Raw genomic sequence first — 23,814 nt, 5'->3', positions numbered from 1 at the left:
TTGTATCTACCTTTGCAGCACCTTACAAGTGTAAGATGTTTTCTTATTCCAAATCCTTAAATTCAGACAAACATGAGAATCTCAAATCTCAAATCCAGGGCATTAGTTTAATGTTCTTCTTTGCACTTATTTTTGTGAGTTGCTCGCCAGAAGAAATTACATTGCCTTCAAATGTAGAAAAGAGCCTTCGCCAAGAAGATGTTTTTCTTTCTCCGCAGGGTTGGCTTGTCTTCAAAGATGACTCTACATTTTTAAACATAGTTGAGAAATTGCATCAAACCCCTCGAACAGAAATCGAGGCTTGGGAAAAATCCATAGGCTTTACGTCCTTGAATAGCATCTATGAGCAAGCCATAGACGAGCAAGAAAGCTATTGCGCCCAATTTGAGCAAGCAAGCCCCGAACAAATCAGAGAGCTAATTGCCTCTAATAAAATTCACGCACCCTTTGTAGAAACACATAAAGAGCTTTTTTCTTTCAATGACGATAAAACTTTTGATATGAATATAGTGCTTCCTTTTTTCAAATATGGCAAAGTTCTTAATACAAGCAACTTGGTGCAGGTAGGAAAAGAAATAAGAATGTACCATCAAGATATGTATAAGGTACTTATTGATGGCGACCTTGCTAAAATTGGCTTACTTGTCAGTGCCACAGAAACAGATGAAGAAAAGGGAATTTTTGTGAATAAAGTAATTAAATACTCTGAGTACAGAACAGGGCGCGTTCAGTTAGACTGCCAAGATACATCTAATGGAAATAATGTAGGTAGTGAGAAGGTAGAAGGTAAAGGAAATCCCTTTTACTCTCAATACTACTCGGTTAATAACTTTCCCTATATGTTTCATTATAGAGGGGTTTATGTTAGTGCTGTCAATAAAATAAAGTCACCTATTATTGGGTGGAATAAGAAAAGAACAACGGCACTAAGAGCGTTTGGACAAGTCAGAGTTCGCGATTTAATTCTAAATCAAACTAATACCCTCACATTTAATTATGGTACAAACGGTATGCTAAAAAGTGAGATTTATAGTGAAATATACAGTCTTTCTTCCGCAGGTTGGTTCAACTATCAATTGATACTTGCAGAGGGCGAGTACACTGTTCAAGGTCGTGGCAATACTTCTTGTACCCAGTCATTTTAGTATTAACCATACAAAAACAGTTGATATGAAAAAGACTATTTTCTATATTTTCACATTATTTTTTGTTTTTAAAGTTCCATTATTGGCTCAAAAACTTTCGCTTTCACTTGAAGTAGGCAGCCAATGGGGAATTACACACAATCGTCCAATAGGTGAAAATAAGGTTTTTTACCTGCCTCCCACTAATGGAATCTACTGGGGTGCAAAGGTCGAGTACGTCGATTCACGCGATAGGTTTTTCGCAATAACAGGCATTAATAGAGGAACTTATAGAGTTACCTATAAACTTGGTGCAAATAAACTTAGGGACGGAACACCATTTGACTTTGCCAATGTCTGGGTTATTCCTATAGGCATTGGCAAAAATCTATGGCTCATTCCCTCGAAACTTACTCTCAAGCCTATGGTGGGATTCTCTTTAATGAAAAAAGACAAAAATGCTTTTGGGTTGGCATATCGTGAAGACGGCTGGGGGGCAAATGGCAGTGTTACCTCTATTGATTTGATTTTCAAACCTTTTCGTGCGACACATGACTCAAGTGGGGCAATTCCACCTGAACAAAGAGGAAATCACTCCGTTGGTATAGAAGTAGGCTGTGCCTTGGAGTACTATCTAAAAAAGCGTTTTTCAATTGTCCTATCGACAAACTATTTGAAGGGTTTGCGAGAGATGGCTACTGGAAGAACAACGTACATACCAGATAACGGCACTATCTCTATAAACGCAGAGCAGATACATTATTTGGATAGGATAAATCTTATCTTTTGCATAAAATATGCTATCCTTGATAAATAAACTCCTCATTATTCTAAAAATGAAACACCCTACCTACCGCAGGTGGGGTGTTTTCATGTAAGTTTTTCGTAAGAAAGCTAAAATAGCTATTGCCTTTTCTTTTAGAAATGCAAATCTTTTACTTTCGCCTATGGGATACCATTGAGCGGAGTAAAATGTACCTTTTTTTTAATATCAGAATAATATACTGAAAAAATGCAAAATAGCGATAATAAATCGCGAAAGACCCTTGTTTTTGAGCCTTAAAATAATAAAGAAATGCTTTTAAGCCTTAGAAAACAAAAAATAGCTTTTGCTTTTATGCCCCAAAATTGTATCATTTTAAGAAAAAAATAAGGCAAACATTTGGATATTCATTTTTTTGTATCTACCTTTGCAGCACCTTACAAGTGTAAGATGTTTTCTTATTCCAAATCCTTAAATTCAGACAAACATGAGAATCTCAAATCTCAAATCTCAAATCCAGGGCATTAGCTTGATGCTCCTTCTCTCATTTCTTCTTGTGAGCTGCTCACCAGAAGAAGCAAACGACGAGATAACTCAAATAGGATTAGAAAACAAAAGGGTAAGCCTTGTGATGCTTAAAAGCAAGCATGAAATCAAAGAAGAGTATTCTAAACTATCTTTTAGTGAAAAAAAAGCTGTTTGGATAAATAAAATTAAGCAAGTTGAAAACAGAAATTTATCTGAAAGGCATAATACTCTGTTATTAGAGCTAATAGACTTGTTAGGCACTGCAAAACAAGATACAGATTGGCATAGCAAAGAGGTAGAGACAGTTATTGTTTCTTTGTTAAAAATAACGCCTAAAAATGATTTTATACAAATGTTTATGTCATTAGATGATTACAATGAAAGTTTTGATACTAATAAAGTTGAATATGATGTTCAATTTTTGACAGGTATACAAAAAGAATTTGAGCAGGTGAGAGAGAACAGCACCAATAGTCAAAAGGCGCAAGCTGCACAAGGAGGACTCATGAATTGTGATTGTAAATGGACGTGCGGTTGGACAGGTGCTGATACACATACAAACTGTAAGCCTACAAAAGACGGCTGTGGGCTACTCTGGATGTCCCCTTGCACAGAAACAGACTTTCCACGCTAATTTAAATACGAAAATATTTAGAGTTTAGTGTGTTTTTAAACAGACTAAACTCTAAATAAAATTTAACACTACCACATGAAATCCACTCGCAACTATCTATTTTTGCTGCTCTACTCTCTTTCGCTTATTCCGATTTGGGGCTATACGATGCTTAGTGCGTCGGAAAACACAAATGAGTTTTCGGCTTTTTTGGGCTACGCTTTTACTGTCTATACACTTTATTTACTCAAAAAAACAGAAACCTACCAGCAAGCACGCTACGCCTACCTTTGGGTGATGGTCGGTCCCGTTTTGTATATGATAGTAGGCTTTACGGCACAGCCTTGGCAGGCTTTGTTAGTAAATAAAATAACATTTGCTTTTCTTCTTACTGCTATCGTTTTGGCTTTTAGAAATATAGAGTTGAAAAGTACAGGCGTTGTTTTGCTTTTTGCTTGTTATTTCTATCCGTATCATATAGACGGCTATCAACCTATCCCCTATCTTAGTGCTTTGGATAAAATAGAAATCAATAAGCGCAATCTAAACGAAGACCTCAATCTTAGCGATTTTGCCTTTCTTGATGCGCGTTTGGATACGATAAAACTGCCCTTAGAAAAGCCCCTTTTGATAGAAACATGGAACGAAACCTGCCGTCCTTGCATTGCTTCCATCATGGATTTAGAGCCATTTATAGAAAATTTGGACTTGAAGCATGTTTATCTTTATGAGGCTTTGGGTGAAACGCGCTTAAAACCTGAAAAGATTTTGCAGTTTAAATTCATAAAAAATAAAGATAAAATTTTCATAGATGCCAACGACCATTTTCTGGAAGAATTGGGCATGAAATCGTATCCTTATTTCCTGATGTTTGACAAGAATGGCAAACTTGTAGATTATTTTGCAGGCTACGCCCCTCCTTTTAAAGATTATTTTCAGGAACGGATTGTGGAAATGTACCAAAAGGCAAACGCAGCAAAGTAACTTCCATGAAGGCTTAGAGATAAACTCATACACCCTACCTACCGCAGGTGGGGTGTTTTCATGTAAGTTTTTCGTAAGAAAGCTAAAATAGCTATTGTCTTTTCTTTTGGAAATGCAAATCTTTTACTTTCGCCTATGGGATACCATTGAGCGGAGTAGAATGTACCATTTTTTTTAATATCAGAATAATATACTGAAAAAATGCAAAATAGCGATAATAAATCGCGAAAAACCCTTGTTTTTGAGCCTTAAAATAATAAAGAAATGCTTTTAAGCCTTAGAAAACAAAAAATAGCTTTTACTTTTCTGCCCCAAAATTGTATCATTCTAAGAAAAAAATAAGGCAAACATTTGGACATTCATTTCTTTTGTATGTACCTTTGCAGCGTTTTGAAAATTTGAAGCGTTTTATCTCTTTAAAACCAAACGCCCATAAATTTATCACGCTACTACCTATGATAAAGTCATAGGTAGTAGCTAAAATCCCAATAATATTCATTTATGAAATATCTCTATGTGCTACTACTTTGGGTCTTTATTCTGCCCTTAGCAGCGCAAATTACGAGGTCTTCGCTTTATATCAAGCCTATTATCGGTTGGGAAGAGGGTTTTTGGCAGCACATCAAAGAGCCTACTCCGCACCCTGCTTTGCAGCGAGATAGCTATAATTATGCTGCTAGAGTTCCAACCTTTGGTTTAGAGCTTGGCTATCAAATAGATAGCATTTATCAGGTCAGTATGGGTATTTATCAGGGAGTGGGGCGTGAAGGATATGGCTTCCATATTCCACCAGAACGATTTACTGTTGGCTACCGTAATCCTGTAGAACATTACTACATAGCAGGAGAGGCGCGTTTGTGGAAATCTTCTCGCAGGGTAATGCAGACTAATCTGTTCCAACTTTCCGCTCTTTTTGGGGCTTCGCTCTGTCGCCGTCAGCCCAAAGTAGAAGATACCGATACAGAGATGGGGCTAAATTGGCTTTTTTATACAGAAGTGGTGGAAAAGCGTTGGGGTGCAGCCTTGCATGCAGGTCTGACGTTCCGTTTGCTGACTGAAAAAACACAGCAAGAGATGCTCGGCATTTCGCTTATCTTTCGTCAGGGTCTGAATCGCATCTATCGCAATAACTATGTGCTGACGGATTTTACTACTAATCAGACCTACCAAACTTATAGCTACACACGTGGCACAACTATTTCTCTACAACTTTCTTATCCTATTCGCTTTATTAAATTCAAAAAATAATTTTATGAAAAAAATTGCATTTGCATTTCTTCTTTTCTTTTCAATGCTTCCTGCAATTCAAGCCCAAAATTGGAGCATAGGGGCAGAATTAGGCATTATTCGCTCATACGCCTCTGCCGAAAGTCAAGGTGATGTTCTCAAAACACCCGGGCGCAATAGCGGTCAGTTCGGGCTTCGTGCTACCTATCATTTTGCCAACGATATGTTTGGTAGGATAGGTTTTATTAAAGCGCATTACAACTACGTACAAGGTTTTGAAGTAGGTGCGGATAAATACTATAGAGATGCCTTTAATCCGCTTCGTTTTGGTGGTTCTTCACGTCTGTATGCTCCTATTTTTGTTCCCTTAGAAGTGGGAAAACGTTTTTGGTTGAAAGAAAATATCTTTGCGCTTTCGCCCTATGCAGGCGCAACTTTTCAATATAACCGCTACCAAGGAATTCCTTATAGTGGGCAGAACCCACGCACTGTCAATGGAGAAAGTTTTTTAGAAACGCATCAGGCGAGTATTATTAGCAAAACAAACATTGCGTTGCAGGCAGGTGTAGGTTTAGAGGCTTATTTTTGGCAACGTTTCTGTTTTTCGCTTAACTACGAATATATGAAAGGTTTGGTGCAGCAAAGCGAAGGTTTTGGCAATTATAGCATCAATGGCGAAGTCTTGGGCAGTGGCACTACTAAATCTTACGGCGATAAAATGGCGTTGATTTTTAGCTTGCGCTATGATTTGACTAAACCTAAAAAGTAAGAGAACTTTTCGAACACAGATTGAACGGATTAAACAGGTTTTAAACGGATTTTAAAGGCAAAACCGCGCCAAACCGTAAAATCTGCAAAATCTGTGTTTCTTTTTTCGAATAAAGAGGACGGCAGTTAAAACTAAAAAAGTTATAGTCGTCTTTTTCTTAGAATGACCCAAATCACGAGGGGTGCGCCCAAAAGTGCCGTTACGATATTGATAGGTAGGGTTTGTTCGGGTAAAATGAAGGTGGCAAAAATATCACAACCCAAGACCAGCATTGCCCCAATGAGGGCTACGGTAGGAATGAGGTAGCGGTGTTGGGAGGTAGAAAGGAGCAATTTGGCTAAATGCGGCACCGCAATTCCGATAAAACTAATAGGACCACAAAACGCCGTAATACAACCTGCCAGCAAACTATTGATAAGAATAATCGCCAATCGCGTGCGCTTGATACCCATGCCCATACTTTCGGCGTAGGCTTCGCCCAGAAGGAGGGCATCTAAGGGCTTGTGAATCAGCCAAGCCAAACAGAGTCCGATTCCGATAAGGGGAGCTAAAATGCCCAACTTTTCCCAAGTGAGATGCCCCAAACTACCCCAAGTCCAGACCAAATAAGACTTAATTTTGTCGGCTTCGGCTACATATTGTAAAATACTGACGAGAGCCGAAGTCATGCTACCAAACATCAGACCCACAATGAGCAGTGCCATATTGTTTTGTACGCGCAAAGAAGCAAGCATCATGAGCATCAACACTAAGGCAGCCCCAATAAAGGCAGCCCCCACCATGAGCCAATCTTGATAAGGCAGGTCTGAAAGTTGGGCAAAAAAAGCAGAAAAAATGCCGTTTCCCACCACAAAAAGCATCAGCAGTGCCACACCCAGACTTGCGCCCGAACTAATCCCCAAGACAAAGGGTCCTGCCAAAGGGTTGCGGAAAAAAGTCTGCATCTGCAAGCCACTCACCGAAAGGGCAGCCCCTGCCAATACTGCGGTAATGGCTTTGGGTAGGCGAAAGTCTTTTAAAATTGTCCAATGATAATGCGATTCTGCCACTGCCTCGGAAAAGATAGCAGCCTTCAAAGCCTGCCAAAAGAGATGCACCACTTCTACATAGGGTATCGCTACCGTTCCAACGGAAAGGTCGATGCCAAAAAGTAAGACACAGCCTACAAACAAACAGGCAGACAAGCCCCAAAAGGAAAATTTCACAACTTTCAAACAATAAAAGGCGTTGTTACAACGATAGAAGCCTTAAATGCACCCCACCCCAAATCCCTCCCCCAAAGGGAGGGGCTTTGATATGGTATCATTTTTTTTGCATAAATGCAAAAAAAATGATTTGGTTTTCGAACCCTCCCCTATGGGGGGAGGGCAGGGCGCAGTGATGTTAAATTCTAAAAAACAGGTTCAAATGTAGGGACAAGGCATTGCCTTGTCCGCAGCAAGATTGAAATAAAATAGGGTTTTCAGACCTAAAAATAGGGTTTAAGTCCAAATTTTATTTCGTTTCTAATTTGACAAAACAAGGCTTTTCGCAGAACTTAACATTACTGGGGCAGGGCGGGGGTTCAGCAGATTTGCGCGAAACACAAAACCCCGTTTTTTGACATTCTGACCGTTGTAACAACATTTAATAAGACAAAATATTTTATATTTTTTACAAAACTATGGCATCAGTTTTTCTTTCAAAAGAGCCGCATATCTTTTCACAACCGCCTTGTTCACTTCCTTTTCAGGCTCTAAGTGCAAAAGTTTGGAGTAGCCTGTATGGTGCAAAATGATACGCTCGCTTTCTGCATTGCGCTCGCCATTGAAAACGATACCTTTGACGGATAAACCGCGCCTTTTGAGTTCGGCGGCAGAGAGTAAGGTATGATTGATGCTGCCCAGATAGAGATTGGCAACTAAAATAATATCCGCTTCAAATTTTATAGCTAAATCAATTACAAAGTGTGTATCGTTTAAGGGTACTAATATGCCCCCTGCACCTTCTATCACGATTGTATCTTGAAAAAAGGGCATTTCTATTTGTGCCAAGTCTATTTTTTTCCCTTCAAGGGCGGCGGCGGCATGCGGAGAAAGGGGTTGATGGAGTTGGTAGGCTTCTTTGAAGACTTTGCTTTTGGGGTTGGAAAGCAATTTGATGATTTGGCTACTATCGGTGGGGCTACCCGATTGGATAGGTTTCCAATAATCTGCCTGCAATGCCTCTGTGAGGATAGCCGAAAAGAATGTTTTTCCGCTATCCGTTCCTATGGCGGTAACGAAGTATCGCTTTTTCATGGTTTTTTGGGTTTTATGCTGCAAAGGGAAACATCTGCGGCTACCTATTGATAGTCAAAACCGCTTTTTTGTAGTCTTGAAACACTTGTAGGCTATCTTCGAGGGCAACTTCCACTTCTAAGATTTTGGGGACTTTGCTCTTTTTGAAGAAATCGGGTAGGGCTTCAGCCAATTCTGCCTCTGTTTTCACTCTTTCGTATTCAAAACCGTATTCTTTGGCGGCTTTTTTGGCGTTTAAGGGCTGCTTTCCTACGAAAAAGTTATCACATTCGGGCTGTGCGCCTGCCTCGACGAGTTTGAAGATGCCAGAGCCATGATTATTTAAGACCAAAAGGCGCAAGTTTTTGGGCAAGTGTTCGTGCCAAAAAGCATTTCTATCATAGAAAAAACTCACATCACCGATAAGCAAGACATGCAGGCGGTCGGGGGCGGCTAAGGCATGCCCCAAGGCAGTGCTATTGCAGCCATCTATACCACTTGTGCCACGATTGGCAAAGACTTCTACCTCTTGTGTCGGGTCGAGGTTGATGAAATTGGCATAACGCACAGGCATGCTATTGCCCAGATGCAAGACCGTTGTGTTGGGTAGGGCAGCAAGCAGGGTCTTGACGGCGGAAAATTCCGAAAAGAGTGGCTGATGGGCAGGGTCTAAATAGCGTGTATTGAGGTCGGCAATTTCTGCATTAAGCGCGTACCAGTTATCTAAAAAGAAGGAATTTCTATATGTTTCGGCAAATTTGCGCTGCTTTGCCAATACTTTTTCGAAAAAAGCCAGCGGCGTGAGGCGAATAATGCGCGTTAGGGATTGAAAAACGTCGGCTACTTCGCCTTCGGCTTGGATATGCCAATGAGCGGCAGGGCGCATTTTGCGAAGAAAGCGTTTGAGATTTTTAGAAAGCACCGAACCGCCAAAGGTGATAAGCAAGTCGGGTTTCAATTCTGCCCATTCCTGCTCCGCCATCAAAAAGGCATCATGATAGCGAATGGCTTTCTTTACCTGATGACAATTTCCGATAATATCATTCACCAAAGGCACTTCTATCTGATTCAAGACTTCCAAAAGGGCAGCATCTTTTGCACCTTGCCCTGCTACGATAAGTTTGCGGCTTGCATCATTCCAAAGGGCGTAGAGTTCGTTCCAAAGGGCTTCGGGCAAGACGCGCTCGCCACTCCATTCTTCTATGATGCGTACTTGCTTGGCAGGTTTGGTCTGCGATTTGGGATAGAAAGGTTCGCGCAAAGGGACGTTCAGATGCACAGGGGCAGGCGGGTAGGAAGCGGCTAAATTGAGGGCTTCCGAAACTTGACGCTCTATCTGCCACATTGCGTCGGGGTGCGTCTGTTCGGTCGGGAGTTGGAAAAATGCCTTTACGTGCTTGCCGTATAGGTTTTGTTGGAAGATGGTCTGCCCGTCTTGTTGGGCAATCCATTCGGGGGGGCGGTCTGCCGTTAGTATCAGAAGCGGAATTTTCTGAAAAAAGGCTTCCGCTACGGCAGGGGCAAAATTATAGGCTGCTGTTCCCGAAGTACAGACCAAGACTACGGTTTCGCCCAGACTTTGTGCCATGCCTAAGGCGATAAAAGCCGCCGACCGTTCGTCTGAAAAAAGGAACGTTTCTATGTGCTTATGACGCGCAAAGGCTAAGGTAAGCGGTGCAGAGCGTGAGCCAGGGCAAAGCACCGCTTTTGTGATGCCATGTTGGTAGCAAATTTCGGGAATATCGAAGGTAGGTTGGAAAGCGTATGCCATAGCGAGTCTTTTTTAAACCCCAAAGGGTAGTGAAACGCCTGCAAGTTACGAAAAGCCTATCAATATCGATAAAATTCGTCTAAGAAGATAAGCAAAATCGCGACCGCCAAGAAAAAGAAAAACGAATAGCCCACCGATTGTAAAATCCCTGCCTTGAAAGCCTCCTGCGCCAAAGGTAGCTCCATCTTAACGGCTTTTACGATACTCAAAACGAGGGCGAAAATCATTGCCAAAAGCCAAGCTCCTGCCATCAGAAAAAAGCTCCAAAGCCCTAAATCGTGTGGATGGACACTCTTGTAAGGGGACATAAAATAGGCTACGGCAAAACCTATGATGCCATTGAGAGCCGCTACTGAAATAAGTGCGACCAAAACAAAACTAAATTTTTGCATAAAAAGAGGATTTTTTTTGAAAAATAGGCAGAATATATAAAAAAATACGAATAGAAAAGTCTGCCAAAAGGCAGCAGAGGGGCTTTTTTTCGCTTTTCGTACTAAGGCACAATACGGGCAAAATCAGAATTAGACTGCAATATTACAACACAATTCGGATTAAAAAATTGAAATCTCGAAAATTTTTTGTAACTTTGCAGGGTTATTTGTTTTTGGCAACCCAAAAGAAAAAAATATGAGCAACCTACGTGTTCTTTACATAGCAAGCGAAATTACCCCCTTTTTGGATATGTGCGGTGTCGGTGAACATTTGCGTCCGCTGCCCGAAGGTATGCAAAATAAAGGGTTGGAAATCCGAATCATTGTTCCTCGTTTTGGAGTCATCAATGAGCGAAAGAATCGCTTGCATGAGGTGGTTCGGCTCTCGGGTATCAATATCTCGATTGGCGAGGAAGAAAAACCGCTGATAATCAAAGTTGCGTCTATTCCACAAGCCAAGATGCAGGTCTATTTTATTGATAACGAGGATTATTACCAACGCAAACGCCTCTTTACAGATGATGCCGAGCAGCCTTTTGAAGACAACGACGAGCGTGCCATCTTTTTCTGCAAGGGCGCATTGGAAACGGTAAAAAAATTAGGCTGGTCGCCCGATATTGTGCATTGTCATGACTGGTTTGCAGGGGCAGTGCCGATGTATTTGCGCAGTTCCTACAAAAATCACCCCATCTTCAAAGAAACCAAAATCATCTATACTGCCTACGACAACCTTTTTGCACAGACCTTCGACAAGACCACACTCTTAGACAAATTGGCGTGGGACGATTTAGACCAAAACTTAGCAGAGCCGCTTATCGCCAATCCTACCCCCGCAGGATTTGTAGGAGTGGGCGCAAGTTTGGCAGACTTCGTCGTCAAGGCACAGCCTTCACAAGATTTGGACAATGCGTTGCAAAGCATTGCCCAAGACAAGGTATTGAGTGCAAATAGTGAAGAGGAGTCTATTTGCGATTTTTACCACCAACTCTATCAAGAATTGGTAGGCGAAGCCAAAATGGTCTAAAAGACGCTAAAAAAAGGGTCTGAATGAGTAGGGAAAAAGATTTCCCCTACAAATTTGACTATGCACCTTTGCCATCTACTTTGGTAACTACCCCAAAAGCGAAGCCCAGCTTCGCTTTTTTTATGCCTTTTGCTTCTCTAAAAAAGGCGTAAAATTGGGCTTTGTATGATAAAAAGCAGCAAATTAGTGTATTTTTGCGTCTTGAATGGTAGTACCGACCTTTTGTGTAGCCTCGTTGTACTTTCTTATCGCTTTCTTGTTTGCATTTTAGTTGAAATTTTACCTATGAAATTTACGCGCGTTTTTTTTCCTTTCGCTTGGGCGGCTCTTTTTCTTGCGGCAATGAGCCTATTTACAGCCTGTCAAGACCCCGATAGTTTGGGGCTTGAATTAGAAGACCCCTCCGACCTTATCAATACCGTCTATACCGATACCATCACGATAGTGAGCGACATTGTAAAGGTAGATAGCATCAATACGACCAGTGCCAGCACTTCTACGGCTCCCTTTTTGGTAGTGGGGCAGATGGAAAACGAATATTTTGGCAAGTACGAAGCCAAAAGTTATGCTCGTATGATTATTCACGAAAACGACATCGAGTTTGAAACAGCAGGCGAACCCTATTTGCTCGATTCGGTGCTATTGCGCCTCTATGTTAGTTCGGTGCAGGGCGATAGGACAACGCCACACCGTTTGGCAGTGTATCGCAACTTAGAAACGCTTTCACCTGACAGCACCTTTTATCAATTTGATGCCCTGCAAACCGAAATTCAGCCCATTGGTTATGCCACCTTCCCCGACGATTTAGACTCTAACAACGTCCTTAATTTCCGCATGACAGAGGCTTTTGCCAACGAACTCTTTTCGAAGGGGGGCGCAGAGGAACTTACCAATCAGGAAAAGTTTGTAGAATATTTCAAAGGCGTTTCTATCCGTTCAGACGAAGAAACTTCTAATAGCATTGTTTCCTTCGACGCTCGCAATATTTTGAGCTTTTTGGGCGTTTATTACCACTTAGCCTCTTCCGATACCATTCCGCGCGTGCGCAGGATAGCCAATTTTGGGGCGCACTTCTGCAATTTTAGCTCCGATTTGAGCCGCAGTGCCTATTTACAAAATTTGAGTGCTGCCGCTTCTATTCCTACCCAAAGCACCGACAACATTGGCATGATACAAGCAGGAACGGGGATTCTGACGCGCTTGCGTTTTCCTCACCTTACCTCTTTTGGGCGCGACCAGAAAGTGATGATAAACCGCGCCGAACTTGCCTTAGACCCCATTCCCGATTATTTGGGCAATGTGCGCTCTGCACCGCCTTTTCTGTACCTTTATTACGGCAATGCTGGTAGTAGCGACGAACTCTTCGAATTTAGTGCCGTTACGGGGCAGCCCCTTGCGCTTATGTCGGAAACCAATTCGAGCCAACCCTTAGCTTTCAATTACCTTTCGGGCGGACGGGCTTATAGCACGATTCAACTTACCGCCTACATTCAGCGCGTTATAGATGGTGAAATTCCCAATAGCGGACTCATTTTATTCCCTTCGGGTAATACCTATTCGCTTCATTCTGTTATCTTTGGCGATAACAAACGGGCGCAAAATCGCTTGCGTTTGAAGGTTTATTATACGATAGCTCCCTAACATCAACTTCTTTGGGCGGTTTTCGTACAAAAATGCAGGTTTTTGGGTATGATTTGGGTATGAAAAAGCTACCCTTTTTCACAAAACCGCTTCTTCTCTTTTTTATTTCTCTTTCTCTTATTGCTTCGCTATGTGTGGAATTGTCGGATATATTGGAAAACAACAAGCCTATCCTATCATCATCAAAGGCTTGCACCGCTTGGAATATCGCGGCTATGATAGTGCAGGGGTCGCTCTGCTCAATGGGCATCTGAACATTTACAAGAAAAAGGGCAAAGTTTCAGAATTAGAACATTTTATAGCGCAAAAGGACAACACAGGTTCGGTCGGTATCGGACACACCCGCTGGGCTACACATGGCGAACCCAATGATGTCAATGCGCATCCGCATGCGTCTTACAATCAGAAAATCGCCTTGATTCACAATGGCATCATAGAAAACTACGCCGCCATCAAGACCGAATTGCTCAAAAAAGGCTATCAGTTTCAAAGCGAAACCGATACAGAGGTCTTGGTTCATTTTATAGAAGAAATCAGGCAAAATGAGCAGTGTAGCTTGGAAAAAGCCCTACGCTTGGCACTGACCAAAATTGTGGGCGCGTATGCGATTATTGTCATTTCGGAAGAGGAGCCGCGTCAATTATTGGCAGCTCGCAAAGGCAGTCCGCTCGTGATTGGCATTGGAACAGAGGCAGGCGAATATTTTATCGCCTCCGACGCAACGCCTATCATAGAACACACCAAAAATGTAGTGTATCTAAACGACAACGAAATTGCCATCTTAGGCGAATCGGGGCTTCATATCAAAAACCTACAAAATGTAGAAACTACGCCCTATATCCAAACGCTGGACATGGCGTTGGAATCCATCGAGAAGGGGGGCTACGATTATTTTATGCTCAAAGAAATCTATGAGCAGCCTAATTCTATTGCCGATGCCATGCGAGGTAGGCTTATCGCCAAAGATAATTACGTCCGTTTGGGCGGGATTCACCACTACTTACCGCATCTAACCAATGCCAAGCGCATTGTCATTGTAGCCTGTGGCACATCTTGGCATGCAGGGCTTGTCGCTGAATATTTGATTGAGGAATTGGCGCGAATCCCTGTGGAGGTGGAATATGCGTCTGAATTTAGGTATCGCAATCCGATTATCGAAAAGGGTGATGTCGTCATTGCCATTTCGCAGTCGGGCGAAACGGCGGATACCTTAGCGGCGATAGAGTTGGCTAAAAGCAGAGGCGCAATTATTTATGGCATCTGCAATGTAGTAGGCTCTTCGATTGCGCGTGCCACTGACGAGGGCGCGTATATCCATGCAGGTCCCGAAATTGGGGTTGCCAGCACCAAAGCCTTTACCGCACAGGTTACGGTCTTGACCATGTTGGCATTGATGTTGGCGCAGCACCGCCAAACGCTCACCAAAGAGCAGTTTTCTTTTTTGCTGCATGAGCTTGAAAATATCCCACAAAAAGTAAATAAAAGTTTGCGCCTCAATGATTCGGTTTTGGAGATAGCTAAAATTTTTAAGGACGCGCGAAATTTCCTCTACTTGGGGCGTGGCTATAATTTTCCTGTCGCTTTGGAGGGCGCACTCAAACTCAAAGAAATTTCCTACATTCATGCCGAAGGGTATCCTGCCGCCGAAATGAAGCATGGTCCCATTGCGCTCATAGACGAAGAAATGCCTGTCGTTGTCATTGCCACACGTGATAGCTCTTACGATAAAATCATTTCCAACATCAAAGAAGTGAAGGCACGACGCGGCAAAGTCATTGCCGTCGTAACAGAAGGCGATGTCCTGATTCCCGAAATGGTGGATTATGTCATCGAAATTCCACAGACGCATGAAGCCCTCATTCCGCTTTTAGCCGTTGTGCCGCTCCAACTTTTGGCGTACCATGTCGCCATTTTGCGTGGCTGTGATGTAGACCAGCCGCGAAATTTGGCAAAGTCGGTTACGGTGGAATAAAGTAAAAAACAGAACAAACATTTCCTTGTGAGGTGTTTGTTCTCTTTTTTTTCAGAAAGGTGTATTTGGGACTTTTATCGTTGTAAAAACGCTTTAAAATATAAAATTAAAGTCGGCTGCCATTAGAGTCGTAAAAAATGGAGGGGATAAGGTCGTTCCCTATCCCCAAATCTTGTTTTTCTAAAAATCCTCATCTAAGCTAAACCTTGACTTTTCGGGGTCTTGCTTTGTCGTAACGCCTGCCTTTTGATACTCGGCTACGCGCTTTTCAAAGAAGTTGGTTTTACCCTGTAAGCTAATCATTTCCATAAAAGGGAACGGATTTGAAGCACCGTATAACTTCGGTATGCCTAACTCGCCCAAAAGCCTATCCGCAACAAACTCGATGTACTCTTGCATTAAATCCGCGTTCATTCCGATAAGAGCCACAGGCAAAGCGTCTGTTACAAATTCCTTTTCAATCTTGACGGCTTCAGAAATGATTTCTACAATGCGCTCCTTTGGTAGCTTGTTTTGTACATACCGATTGTAAAGCAAGCAAGCGAAGTCGCAATGCAAGCCTTCGTCGCGGCTAATAAGTTCATTTGAAAAGGCTAATCCTGCCATTAAGCCGCGCTTTTTGAGCCAAAAGATAGAGCAGAAAGAGCCGCTAAAAAAGATACCTTCTACTGCGGCAAAGGCTATAAGCCGCTCGGCAAAGTTATCGCTTTCAATCCAACGCAACGCCCATTCGCCTTTCTTTTGTACGCAGGGTATCGTTTCTAAGGCGTTTAAGAGCTTGCTTTTTTGGTTTGGGTCTTTAATTAAAGTATCAATAAGCAAAGAATAAGTTTCACTGTGGATATTTTCCGCCATAATTTGGAAGCCGTAAAAGCACTTCGCCTCTGGGTACTGCACTTCTCTTAGGAAATTGACGGCTAAGTTTTCATTGACGATACCGTCTGACGCTGCAAAGAAGGCTAAGACGTGCGAAATAAAGTGCTTTTCGTCGTCGGTGAGCTTTTCTGCCCAATCGCGCAGGTCGGTGCTAAGGTCGATTTCCTCTGCTGTCCAAAAGGAGGCTTCGGCTTTTTTGTAGAGTTCCCAAATGTCGCTATGCTGAATAGGGAATAGCACAAAGCGATTCGGATTGTCGGTTAATAGAGGTTCGGTAGTCGGATTTTTGGTCATAAGCAAAGTAGGGATTAGCCCTTTTTTAGGGTGAGCTTCGTTTTGAAATAAGATTTTGTGGCAGGCAAATGTTTTCCTATAAGGAATAAAAATGCAACTATTGTGCAGTAGAATTTGAGGAGTTGCCTATTGTTTTTTCAATGAGATAGTCTTGCTTTTGCGTTTGCATGACAGAGAGTTCGGCTAAAAAGCCTGCCAAAAAGAGCTGTACGCCTGTAATGAGCGCGACTAAGCCCCAAAAAAACAGGGGTTGTTCTACTACTTCGCGCGTGTGCCAACCCATAAATTTTTCCAAAGAGAGCCAAAAGGCGATACCCAAACCGCTCATAAAGGAGAGCAAGCCCAAGATGCCAAAAAAGTGCATGGGTTTTTTGCGAAAGCGCGTAATGAAAGTTACGGAAAGCAGGTCTAAAAAACCATTGATAAAACGCTCGATGCCAAATTTGGTAGTGCCGTATTTGCGTGCGCGATGCTGCACTACTTTTTCGCCAATTTTTTTGTAGCCGTTCCATTTTGCCAAAACAGGGATATAACGGTGCATTTCACCATAAAGCTGCAAACTCTTTACCACTTTCCAACGGTAGGCTTTCAAACCGCAATTAAAATCGTGCAAATAAATCCCTGAAAAGGCGCGTGTTACGGCATTGAAAAGTTTGGTGGGTAGCGTTTTGGTTAGGGGGTCGTGCCGCTTTTTTTTCCAACCCGAAATAAGGTCGTATTTCTCTTCTTCTATCAAGCGATATAGGTCGGGAATTTCGTCGGGGCTATCTTGCAAGTCTGCGTCCATGGTAATGACGACACGCCCTTGGGTCGCTTCAAAGCCTGCATCTAAGGCGGCAGATTTGCCGTAATTGCGCGTAAAGCAGATACCGCGAACGGCGGCATTGCGAGCAACTAAGGCTTCTATGATTTCCCATGAGTCGTCGGTACTACCGTCATTGACAAAGATAATTTCATAACTATATTTTCCTTCTTCCATGACGCGCACAATCCAATCGTGCAGTTCGGGTAGCGATTCGGCTTCATTTAGAAGCGGAACAACGATAGAAATATCTAAACAAGGAGCAGACATGGGAAGGGCAGTTTGATGAAAACAAGTAGGATTGAACGAAAAAACAACTTTTGGAAGGGGCTTAGAATCGGTTAGTAACGGCTTGTAAGGTATTGAGCATCAAAGCCGTAACGGTGAGTAAGCCTACGCCCCCCGGTACGGGTGAGATGTAGCTACATTTAGGCGCAACTTCGTCAAATTTTACATCTCCTTTCAAACTAAAACCCGATTTTTTGCTCGCATCAGCTACGCGCGTTGTGCCTACATCTATCACCACTGCGCCTTCTTTTACCATCTCTGCCGTAATAAATTCGGGCTTGCCTAAGGCAGCAATCAAAATATCGGCTTGGCGTGTAATGGCGGCTAAATCTGCTGTGCGGCTGTGCGTAAGCGTTACGGTTGCGTTTCCGATAGGGGCATTTCGCGCCATCAGTACGCTCATGGGTGAGCCTACAATGTGGCTACGTCCTACTACGACACAATGTCTGCCTGCCGTCGGAATTTGGTAGTATTCCAAAAGTTTGAGGATACCCAAAGGCGTAGCAGGCAGGTAGCAAGGCAGCCCTAAAAGCATGCGCCCTACATTTTCGGGGTGAAAGCCATCTACATCTTTTTTGGGGTCTATTGCCAAAAGCACTTTTTCGGCAGAAATATGGGCAGGCAAAGGCAACTGCACAATAAAACCATCGATTTCGGCATTGTGGTTTAGGCTTTCTACCAACGCCAAAAGTTCGGCTTCACTAAGGTCGGCAGGTTTCTGAATCAAAGTGGAATCGTAGCCTACTTCTTGGCAAAAACGCACCTTGCTGGCTACATAGGTCTGGCTTGCGCCATCATCGCCTACCAAAATAGCGGCTAAGTGTGGTGTTTTTTTGCCTTCTTTTTTTAAAATCGCAACTTCTTGTGCAATTTGAGCCTTGATTTGTGCAGAAACAAGTTTGCCGTCGATGAGTTTCATAAAATTGTGAGTAGGAAGGAAAAACGAAAGCGAGCGAAGTTTTCGACTGCAAAGGTAGGACTTTTTAGCCATTATCGACTACTACAAGGCAAACTTTCGCCCCACAATTCACGCCTCTCTATTTTTAGAATTGGTTTATTTTGGTAGCCACTATCAAAATAGGTTTGTTCTCCTTTTGCGTCGTGGCGATAAGAAACGCTTTGCCTCCTTGTTGGAAGCCCAATTTTTTCGCAATTTCGGCAGGCGTGAGGGGGAAATTGCGCACCAAAATATTGGCTTTTTTTTCGGGTATCAAAAGCGAAATTTCTTTTTTGTCTAATTTGCTAAGGTGCTGAATTTCGAAAATGCGCCCCTGAAAAGTAGGCTCAAAACGCGCCCCTGTGTATAAATGGCTATGCGCGTGCAATTTAGATAAGCCCAAACGCAGGGCAGACACTTTAAAAGCACCAGCCTTTAAAAGTGCCGAAGAAGGCTCGTAGAGGTATTTTTGGGGTAGCGAATAAGAGGCAGATGCGTTTTCTTCTTCCCAAAAAGAAAAGCAAAACGTTTTTTTTATCAGAGCCGAATCGCCATTTTTTACAAAATCTACGGCTTCTATCGAGGGCAAATTTTGGGTAGTGATGGGCGGATTAAAATACCTTTCATTTTGTAATAAAAAAAGAAGTTCTTTACATTCATTTTCTACCGAAACTACCCATACTTTTTCTACCCAAAAACCTTTTCTTTCCAACTCTGCAAGAGCCGCCTTTATATCCAACATAGGCGAAGTTTTGAGTAGAATTTGCTTGGCACTTTGGGCTAAAAGTGGCAAAAGCGCGACTACGTCGGGGCGCGTATCAGCCAATAAAAAGACCTTCTTTTGGGCAGAATCGCGGCGGGCAGGGTCTATCAAAACGGCATCAAGTATTTTATTTTCTGAAAGGCATTGTTTCAAAAAAGTTTCGGCTTCGAGGGGAAAAAATCGCGCTTCTAAGCCCAAGAGGGCAAAATTGTGCGCCACGATTTGCGCCAAAAGCGGATTTTGTTCTACATAAAAAACTTCGCCTGCTTTGCTGCCTATAAAAAAACAATCTACCCCAAAGCCGCCTGTTAGGTCGGCAAAAGTGCCGTTGGTAGGTAGCTGCTGCGCCAAAATTTCGGCTTTCCATTCCGCGCTTGTTTGCGAGGAGGCTTGCTCATAGGAAAGCAAAGGCGGAAAAACAAGGGCTTTCCCTTTGTGGTATTGCGCATAAAAGTAGGGAACTTTGCTTTTTATCTTTTTTAAAAATTGAATCTGATTCAAAATTTCTTCTGTTCTCACGCCTTCAAAGGCTACCTTTTGAAGTGCCAAGCGATACAGGTCTGCCCCTTCCTGTTGGCGGATAAAGGCTTGTACGTCGGGGTGGAGTAGGGCTTGGTTCATCAGCAATTTGGACTTTTAGGTACTTAAAGGCTTGCAAAAGTAATAAAAGTATTTGCAAGAGAAGATTTTTTTGGGTAGTTTTAGGTGTTGGCAAGGTCAAGGCAAGCCTATTTGGTTTGGAAAACCTAATAGGTTTAAATAAAATTAAATAAAACAAAAATGCGTCTATTTTATGAGCAAAGAACAAACTCAAAAAATTCTCAATAGCCTCTTGGAAAGGCTCGAATACTATCGAAGTGAAAAAGCTATCACAGCCTACGCGCCCTTCAAATTTGATTTGAAAAAACGAATAGAAGAACTCGAAGTTCAAATTGAGAATCTACAAAATCTTTTAGCGCAAAGCCAAGCCGAAACCATCAATTTGCCTAACTTAGAACGCCTCAAAAAATTGGCGTTTATGGATTTGGAAGAGCAAAACAAAGAAGAATTTATCAAAGTCTATCACTCTTTTCTTCAAGATTGCAAAAATGTAGTGAATAATAGTGTGATAAATGCAAAAAATGTGCAGATTGGAGATAATTATTACAATTACTATTCTCAAAAACCTAAGACGCACCCTTTTTATTTGTGGGTAATTTCTACAACGAAAAACGAAATTCTTTGCAGCGAAAAACTTTTGGCACAATTTCCTTTCAATCGTTACGACCAAACGGATTGTACAAAGTGGAAACCTTTTGAAGAAGAAGGCGACATCGACGAATTGATTGCTGAATATAAAACCAAAGTAGAGTTTGAGGTGCGCGAGCGTTTTTTGGCAAAAAATCCCATAGAAGAAGAAGAAAAGGCGACTTTTCTTAAAAATTTGGACAAAATCGTTTTGGTAGTCGACCCTTTTGCTTTAAGCGAAGAAAACCTATTTATTGCCCAAAAATTTAATAATGACAAAATTGGGGCGTGCTTAGTTTTATTGTGTCAGTCGGTTTCTTTCGAACTATTTGCGTATATTCGCAGGCAGGTTGAGGAAGTTTTTGGAAATTTGCGCACTTGTTTTTTAGACTACAAGGAAAAATATTTGCATTTTATTTTCCCCATCTCCACCAAAGACCTCTTTTTCAGGACTTTGAGCAACATTGCTCTCCTGCGTTTGGAAATAGGAACGGAAATAGAGAACGGTAATCAACAAGTCAAAAAAAATACTTTTAAATTTTAGTCAATATGTTTGTATCATTCTATTCCTATAAAGGTGGTGTAGGCAGAACTCAACTTCTGGTCAATGCTGCAAGCTATTTGTGTTTTTATAAGCATAAAAAAATATTGATGCTCGAATGGGACTTAGAAGCACCTGGATTGCATTACTATTTCGGCAAAAAAAATACAGACATCGCACAAGAGGGGTTGATAGAAATTCTCGAAAAATATATGTCTTTGGCACACAGAGGCTCAAAACTGCAAAAAGAGGAATTGCCATTTTTTACAGAACAAAATATTGTCAAAGATTTAATTGTTTCTAAAAACGGACAAGGAAAAGTCGATTTGATTCCTTGTGCCAACTATTCCCAAGAAGGCTTTAATCAAAAAATAAATGATTTTGATTGGAAAGAATTTACAGAAATGCGCGACGGAAATGTTTTTATTGATTTTTTGAAAACAAAACTGAAAGAGTTTAAATACGATTATGTTTTTATTGATAGTCGCACAGGAATTGCTGACTATTCGGGACTTTGTAATATCCTTCTGCCTGATGTCAATGTTATTGTAATTGCGCCTACCTACCAAAATTTTGAGGGAAGCCTTAAAATTGCAAAAGCAATTTCTGAACACCCTTATTTGAAGGAAGGAAATCGAAAACCTTTTATTTTGCCTATTTTGAGTAGGATAGATAACTCCGCCGAAAACTACGAAAAGTGGATAGAAGACTTCGAAACAGATTTTGGATTTGTCTGTGAGGTGCTTTTAGACGATAAGTTGAAAGCCTTTAAAACGCAGGTATTCAGAGATTTGTATGTGCCACAAACTGCCCTACTCTACAACCGAAAAGTAGCTTTGGGCGAAAATCTCCTATTCGACCGAGAGGCTCGCCCTAAAAATGAACTTTCTTTGGCTAAAAACTATGAAAACATAGCCAACTACATAGACCGCCTCAATCAAGCACCCCATCTTGATTTTTATGGCGAAATCAGCCAAGAACTCCTCGAAAGGTGGCTTAGTGAAAACCAAACCGTTACGCATTATATAGATATTTTGGATATTTATGTGGAAATGGGCAATCTGCAAAAAGCCAAAGAAACGGCAGAAAAAGGCTTACTTATGGCACAAAAAGAAGACGACAAGTATCATGAAGGTTTATTTTATCAGCGTTTGGGGGATATAGAAAGTAGTTTTGGCAATTTAGAGCAGGCTTTACAGTTTTTTGAAAAGTGCAATAATTTGATGAAAGAACTTTATGAAGCCTATCCTTCCAACGCGAATTTTAAAAATGGATTGGCGATTTCCTACGAAAAATTAGGGGAAACGCAGGCGAGTTTGGGTAACTTAGGGCAGGCGTTAGAGTTTTTTGAAAAAGATATGGAATTATCAAAAGAACTCTATGAATCCTATCCTTCCAATGTAGATTATAAAAACGGACTGGCGACTTCCTACTCCAAATTAGGCGAAACGCAGGCGAGTTTGGGTAATTTAGAGCAGGCTTTACAGTTTTTTGAAAAACGGTATCAATTATCAAAAGAACTTTCTGCCTCCTATCCTTCCAATGTGGGCTTTAAAAACGGACTGGCGATTTCCTACGAAAGATTAGGCTCTACGCAGGCGAGTTTGGGTAATTTAGAACGGGCTTTAGAGTTTTTTGAAAAACAGTATCAATTATCAAAAGAACTTTCTGACTCCTATCCTTCCAACGTAGGCTTTAAAAATGGATTGGCTAATTCTTATGGACAACTTGGGGGCGTATATACTTCTTTGGGTAATTTAGAAAAAGCCTTAGAAATTTATTTGCAAACAAATACTTTATTCAAAGAACTTTCTGCCTCCTATCCTTCCAACGTAGGCTTTAAAAATGGATTGGCTTTGTCTTATCAATTTTTAGGAATCACAAAATCTTCGTTAGGTAACTTAAATGAAGCGTTACAATTTTTTGAAAAATACAATCAATTAGGAAAAGAACTTCATCAAGATTTTCCTAATAATGTTGAGTTTAAAAATTTACTGGCGGCATCTTATCTCGGCTTAGGTCAGACACAAGAAAAATTAAAGGATATTGCCAATGCCAAAAAGTATTATTTGCAAGGTCAAAAACTTTATCAAGAATTAGTAAGAGATTTTCCTAAAAATGGTTTTCAAAACAACCTGCAATGGGTAGAAAATCAGATAGCCTCCTTAGAATAATAGGCTCTTTTGGCTTTATGAATCTTCAAAGGGTTCGTGTAGTTGTGTGTTTTTTGCCGAAAATGATTTAAAGGTTTTAGCACAAATCAAATCTATTAGGTTTAAACTACAAAACCTCGCCGACGGTTGCAGACGTGCGAAGCTGGAGCTTCGCGCTACATTTAAAACTACAAACCTCGCCGACGGCTAACAGCCTCGCCTACGGTTTTTGTTGCGGTGCGTTAAAAAGGTGCGTTGGGGTTAAATTTTGCTTATTTTTCGTTTTGATTTCGCTGTTTTCAAAAAAAAGCGTATTTTTGCCGTTCTTTCAAAAAGCCCCTTTGTTTCCAAACAAGAGTATGGGGGCTTGCTTTGCATCACCGAAAATCAAACGCTTACGGATATGGGAATCGTAAAAATGGAGCGTAAGATACGCCGCCGCCGTATTACGGCGAAATTGCGTCAGGCGCAAATCAAACGCCTCAACGCCAAGCCCGACATCAAAAATGTAGATATCGAGGCTATCAAAGCCAGCTTTGCTGCTAAGAGTGAAAACTAATGACGCTTCTCTTTTCTATCTTACAAAAAAACCTTCTCGCCGTGTTGTCTTCAAAACACAAGGGAAGGTTTTTTTGATGCTTCGCTTGTTTTATTGGGGCGTTGTTACAACGCTTCGCGCAAAGCTTCTGAACCCCCACCCTGCCCTCCCCCCATAGGGGAGGGTTCGAAAACCAAATCATTTTTTTGCATTTATGCAAAAAAATGGTATCGAAATAAAAGCCCCGCCCTATAGGGTAGTGGTGTTAAGTTCTAAAAATCAGAGTCAAA

General features: G+C 41.6%; 20 protein-coding genes. 12 read left to right on the top strand and 8 right to left on the bottom strand.

Annotation, left to right across the window (positions count from 1 at the left end; translation table 11 throughout):
* The 6 genes from G500_RS0103125 to G500_RS0103095 form a co-directional block, all read left to right on the top strand.
* Positions 1-1,145: DUF4848 domain-containing protein (locus tag G500_RS0103125; protein ID WP_211220125.1), on the top strand; the 1,145-nt coding region annotated here is incomplete at its 5' end.
* 25 nt (positions 1,146-1,170) lie between these two features.
* Positions 1,171-1,941, top strand: a complete 771-nt coding sequence (locus G500_RS0103120) for a hypothetical protein (protein WP_027001532.1) — start codon at positions 1,171-1,173, stop codon at positions 1,939-1,941.
* A 433-nt stretch (positions 1,942-2,374) separates the two neighbouring features.
* Entirely contained in the window at positions 2,375-3,049 is a 675-nt protein-coding gene (locus tag G500_RS0103115; protein ID WP_027001531.1) for a bacteriocin fulvocin C-related protein, read from the top strand.
* Positions 3,050-3,124: 75 nt separating this feature from the next.
* Positions 3,125-4,012, top strand: a complete 888-nt coding sequence (locus G500_RS0103110) for a TlpA family protein disulfide reductase (protein WP_027001530.1) — start codon at positions 3,125-3,127, stop codon at positions 4,010-4,012.
* A gap of 501 nt (positions 4,013-4,513) precedes the next feature.
* Positions 4,514-5,260 (top strand): hypothetical protein, encoded by a 747-nt coding sequence (locus G500_RS0103100; RefSeq protein WP_027001529.1) that lies wholly within the window; start codon positions 4,514-4,516, stop codon positions 5,258-5,260.
* A 4-nt stretch (positions 5,261-5,264) separates the two neighbouring features.
* Positions 5,265-6,008, top strand: a complete 744-nt coding sequence (locus G500_RS0103095; RefSeq protein ID WP_027001528.1) for an outer membrane beta-barrel protein — start codon at positions 5,265-5,267, stop codon at positions 6,006-6,008.
* Between the two features lie 140 nt (positions 6,009-6,148).
* On the opposite strand, the gene G500_RS0103090 is transcribed toward G500_RS0103095, so the two are convergent.
* The 4 genes from G500_RS0103090 to G500_RS0103065 form a co-directional block, all read right to left on the bottom strand.
* A complete protein-coding gene (locus tag G500_RS0103090; RefSeq protein ID WP_035756165.1) occupies positions 6,149-7,213 on the bottom strand; it encodes a FecCD family ABC transporter permease in 1,065 nt (354 codons plus the stop codon).
* Positions 7,214-7,669: 456 nt separating this feature from the next.
* Entirely contained in the window at positions 7,670-8,287 is a 618-nt protein-coding gene (gene bioD, locus G500_RS0103075) for a dethiobiotin synthase (RefSeq protein ID WP_027001526.1), read from the bottom strand.
* Positions 8,288-8,327: 40 nt separating this feature from the next.
* Positions 8,328-10,037, bottom strand: coding sequence for a 2-succinyl-5-enolpyruvyl-6-hydroxy-3-cyclohexene-1-carboxylic-acid synthase (gene menD / locus G500_RS0103070; RefSeq protein ID WP_027001525.1), 1,710 nt, complete (start codon positions 10,035-10,037; stop codon positions 8,328-8,330).
* Between the two features lie 59 nt (positions 10,038-10,096).
* Entirely contained in the window at positions 10,097-10,429 is a 333-nt protein-coding gene (locus G500_RS0103065) for a hypothetical protein (RefSeq protein ID WP_027001524.1), read from the bottom strand.
* 235 nt (positions 10,430-10,664) lie between these two features.
* On the opposite strand from G500_RS0103065, the gene G500_RS0103055 reads away from it, so the two are divergent.
* From G500_RS0103055 to glmS, 3 genes are all read left to right on the top strand, one after another.
* Positions 10,665-11,492: a glycogen/starch synthase gene (locus tag G500_RS0103055; RefSeq protein ID WP_027001523.1), complete on the top strand. Its 828-nt coding sequence runs from the start codon at positions 10,665-10,667 to the stop codon at positions 11,490-11,492.
* Between the two features lie 165 nt (positions 11,493-11,657).
* Positions 11,658-13,133, top strand: coding sequence for a DUF4270 family protein (locus G500_RS0103045; RefSeq protein ID WP_027001522.1), 1,476 nt, complete (start codon positions 11,658-11,660; stop codon positions 13,131-13,133).
* A gap of 130 nt (positions 13,134-13,263) precedes the next feature.
* Positions 13,264-15,105 carry a glutamine--fructose-6-phosphate transaminase (isomerizing) gene (glmS, locus tag G500_RS0103040; protein WP_027001521.1) on the top strand — a complete coding sequence of 614 codons (1,842 nt, stop codon included), beginning with the start codon at positions 13,264-13,266 and terminating at the stop codon, positions 15,103-15,105.
* 180 nt (positions 15,106-15,285) lie between these two features.
* On the opposite strand, the gene G500_RS0103035 is transcribed toward glmS, so the two are convergent.
* From G500_RS0103035 to G500_RS0103020, 4 genes are all read right to left on the bottom strand, one after another.
* Positions 15,286-16,275, bottom strand: a complete 990-nt coding sequence (locus tag G500_RS0103035; RefSeq protein WP_027001520.1) for a ribonucleoside-diphosphate reductase small subunit — start codon at positions 16,273-16,275, stop codon at positions 15,286-15,288.
* A gap of 97 nt (positions 16,276-16,372) precedes the next feature.
* Positions 16,373-17,347 carry a glycosyltransferase family 2 protein gene (locus tag G500_RS0103030; protein ID WP_027001519.1) on the bottom strand — a complete coding sequence of 325 codons (975 nt, stop codon included), beginning with the start codon at positions 17,345-17,347 and terminating at the stop codon, positions 16,373-16,375.
* A 61-nt stretch (positions 17,348-17,408) separates the two neighbouring features.
* Entirely contained in the window at positions 17,409-18,284 is an 876-nt protein-coding gene (locus tag G500_RS0103025) for a bifunctional 5,10-methylenetetrahydrofolate dehydrogenase/5,10-methenyltetrahydrofolate cyclohydrolase (RefSeq protein ID WP_027001518.1), read from the bottom strand.
* A gap of 124 nt (positions 18,285-18,408) precedes the next feature.
* The gene (locus G500_RS0103020; protein WP_035756136.1) at positions 18,409-19,686 is read right to left on the bottom strand and encodes a THUMP-like domain-containing protein; all 1,278 of its coding nucleotides are present in this window, start codon (positions 19,684-19,686) and stop codon (positions 18,409-18,411) included.
* Between the two features lie 172 nt (positions 19,687-19,858).
* Here G500_RS0103020 and G500_RS0103015 point away from each other — a divergent pair, with 172 nt between their 5' ends.
* From G500_RS0103015 to G500_RS26150, 3 genes are all read left to right on the top strand, one after another.
* Positions 19,859-20,836 carry a V-type ATP synthase subunit I domain-containing protein gene (locus G500_RS0103015; RefSeq protein WP_027001516.1) on the top strand — a complete coding sequence of 326 codons (978 nt, stop codon included), beginning with the start codon at positions 19,859-19,861 and terminating at the stop codon, positions 20,834-20,836.
* A gap of 5 nt (positions 20,837-20,841) precedes the next feature.
* Positions 20,842-23,007, top strand: a complete 2,166-nt coding sequence (locus G500_RS24765) for a KGGVGR-motif variant AAA ATPase (RefSeq protein WP_051203238.1) — start codon at positions 20,842-20,844, stop codon at positions 23,005-23,007.
* Positions 23,008-23,254: 247 nt separating this feature from the next.
* Positions 23,255-23,545 carry a hypothetical protein gene (locus tag G500_RS26150; RefSeq protein WP_035756133.1) on the top strand — a complete coding sequence of 97 codons (291 nt, stop codon included), beginning with the start codon at positions 23,255-23,257 and terminating at the stop codon, positions 23,543-23,545.
* Positions 23,546-23,814 lie beyond the last annotated feature (269 nt).

The sequence above is a fragment of the Hugenholtzia roseola DSM 9546 genome (assembly GCF_000422585.1).
In the GTDB taxonomy this organism is placed as follows: domain Bacteria; phylum Bacteroidota; class Bacteroidia; order Cytophagales; family Bernardetiaceae; genus Hugenholtzia; species Hugenholtzia roseola.
This window is presented reverse-complemented; position numbering and strand designations above follow the sequence as displayed.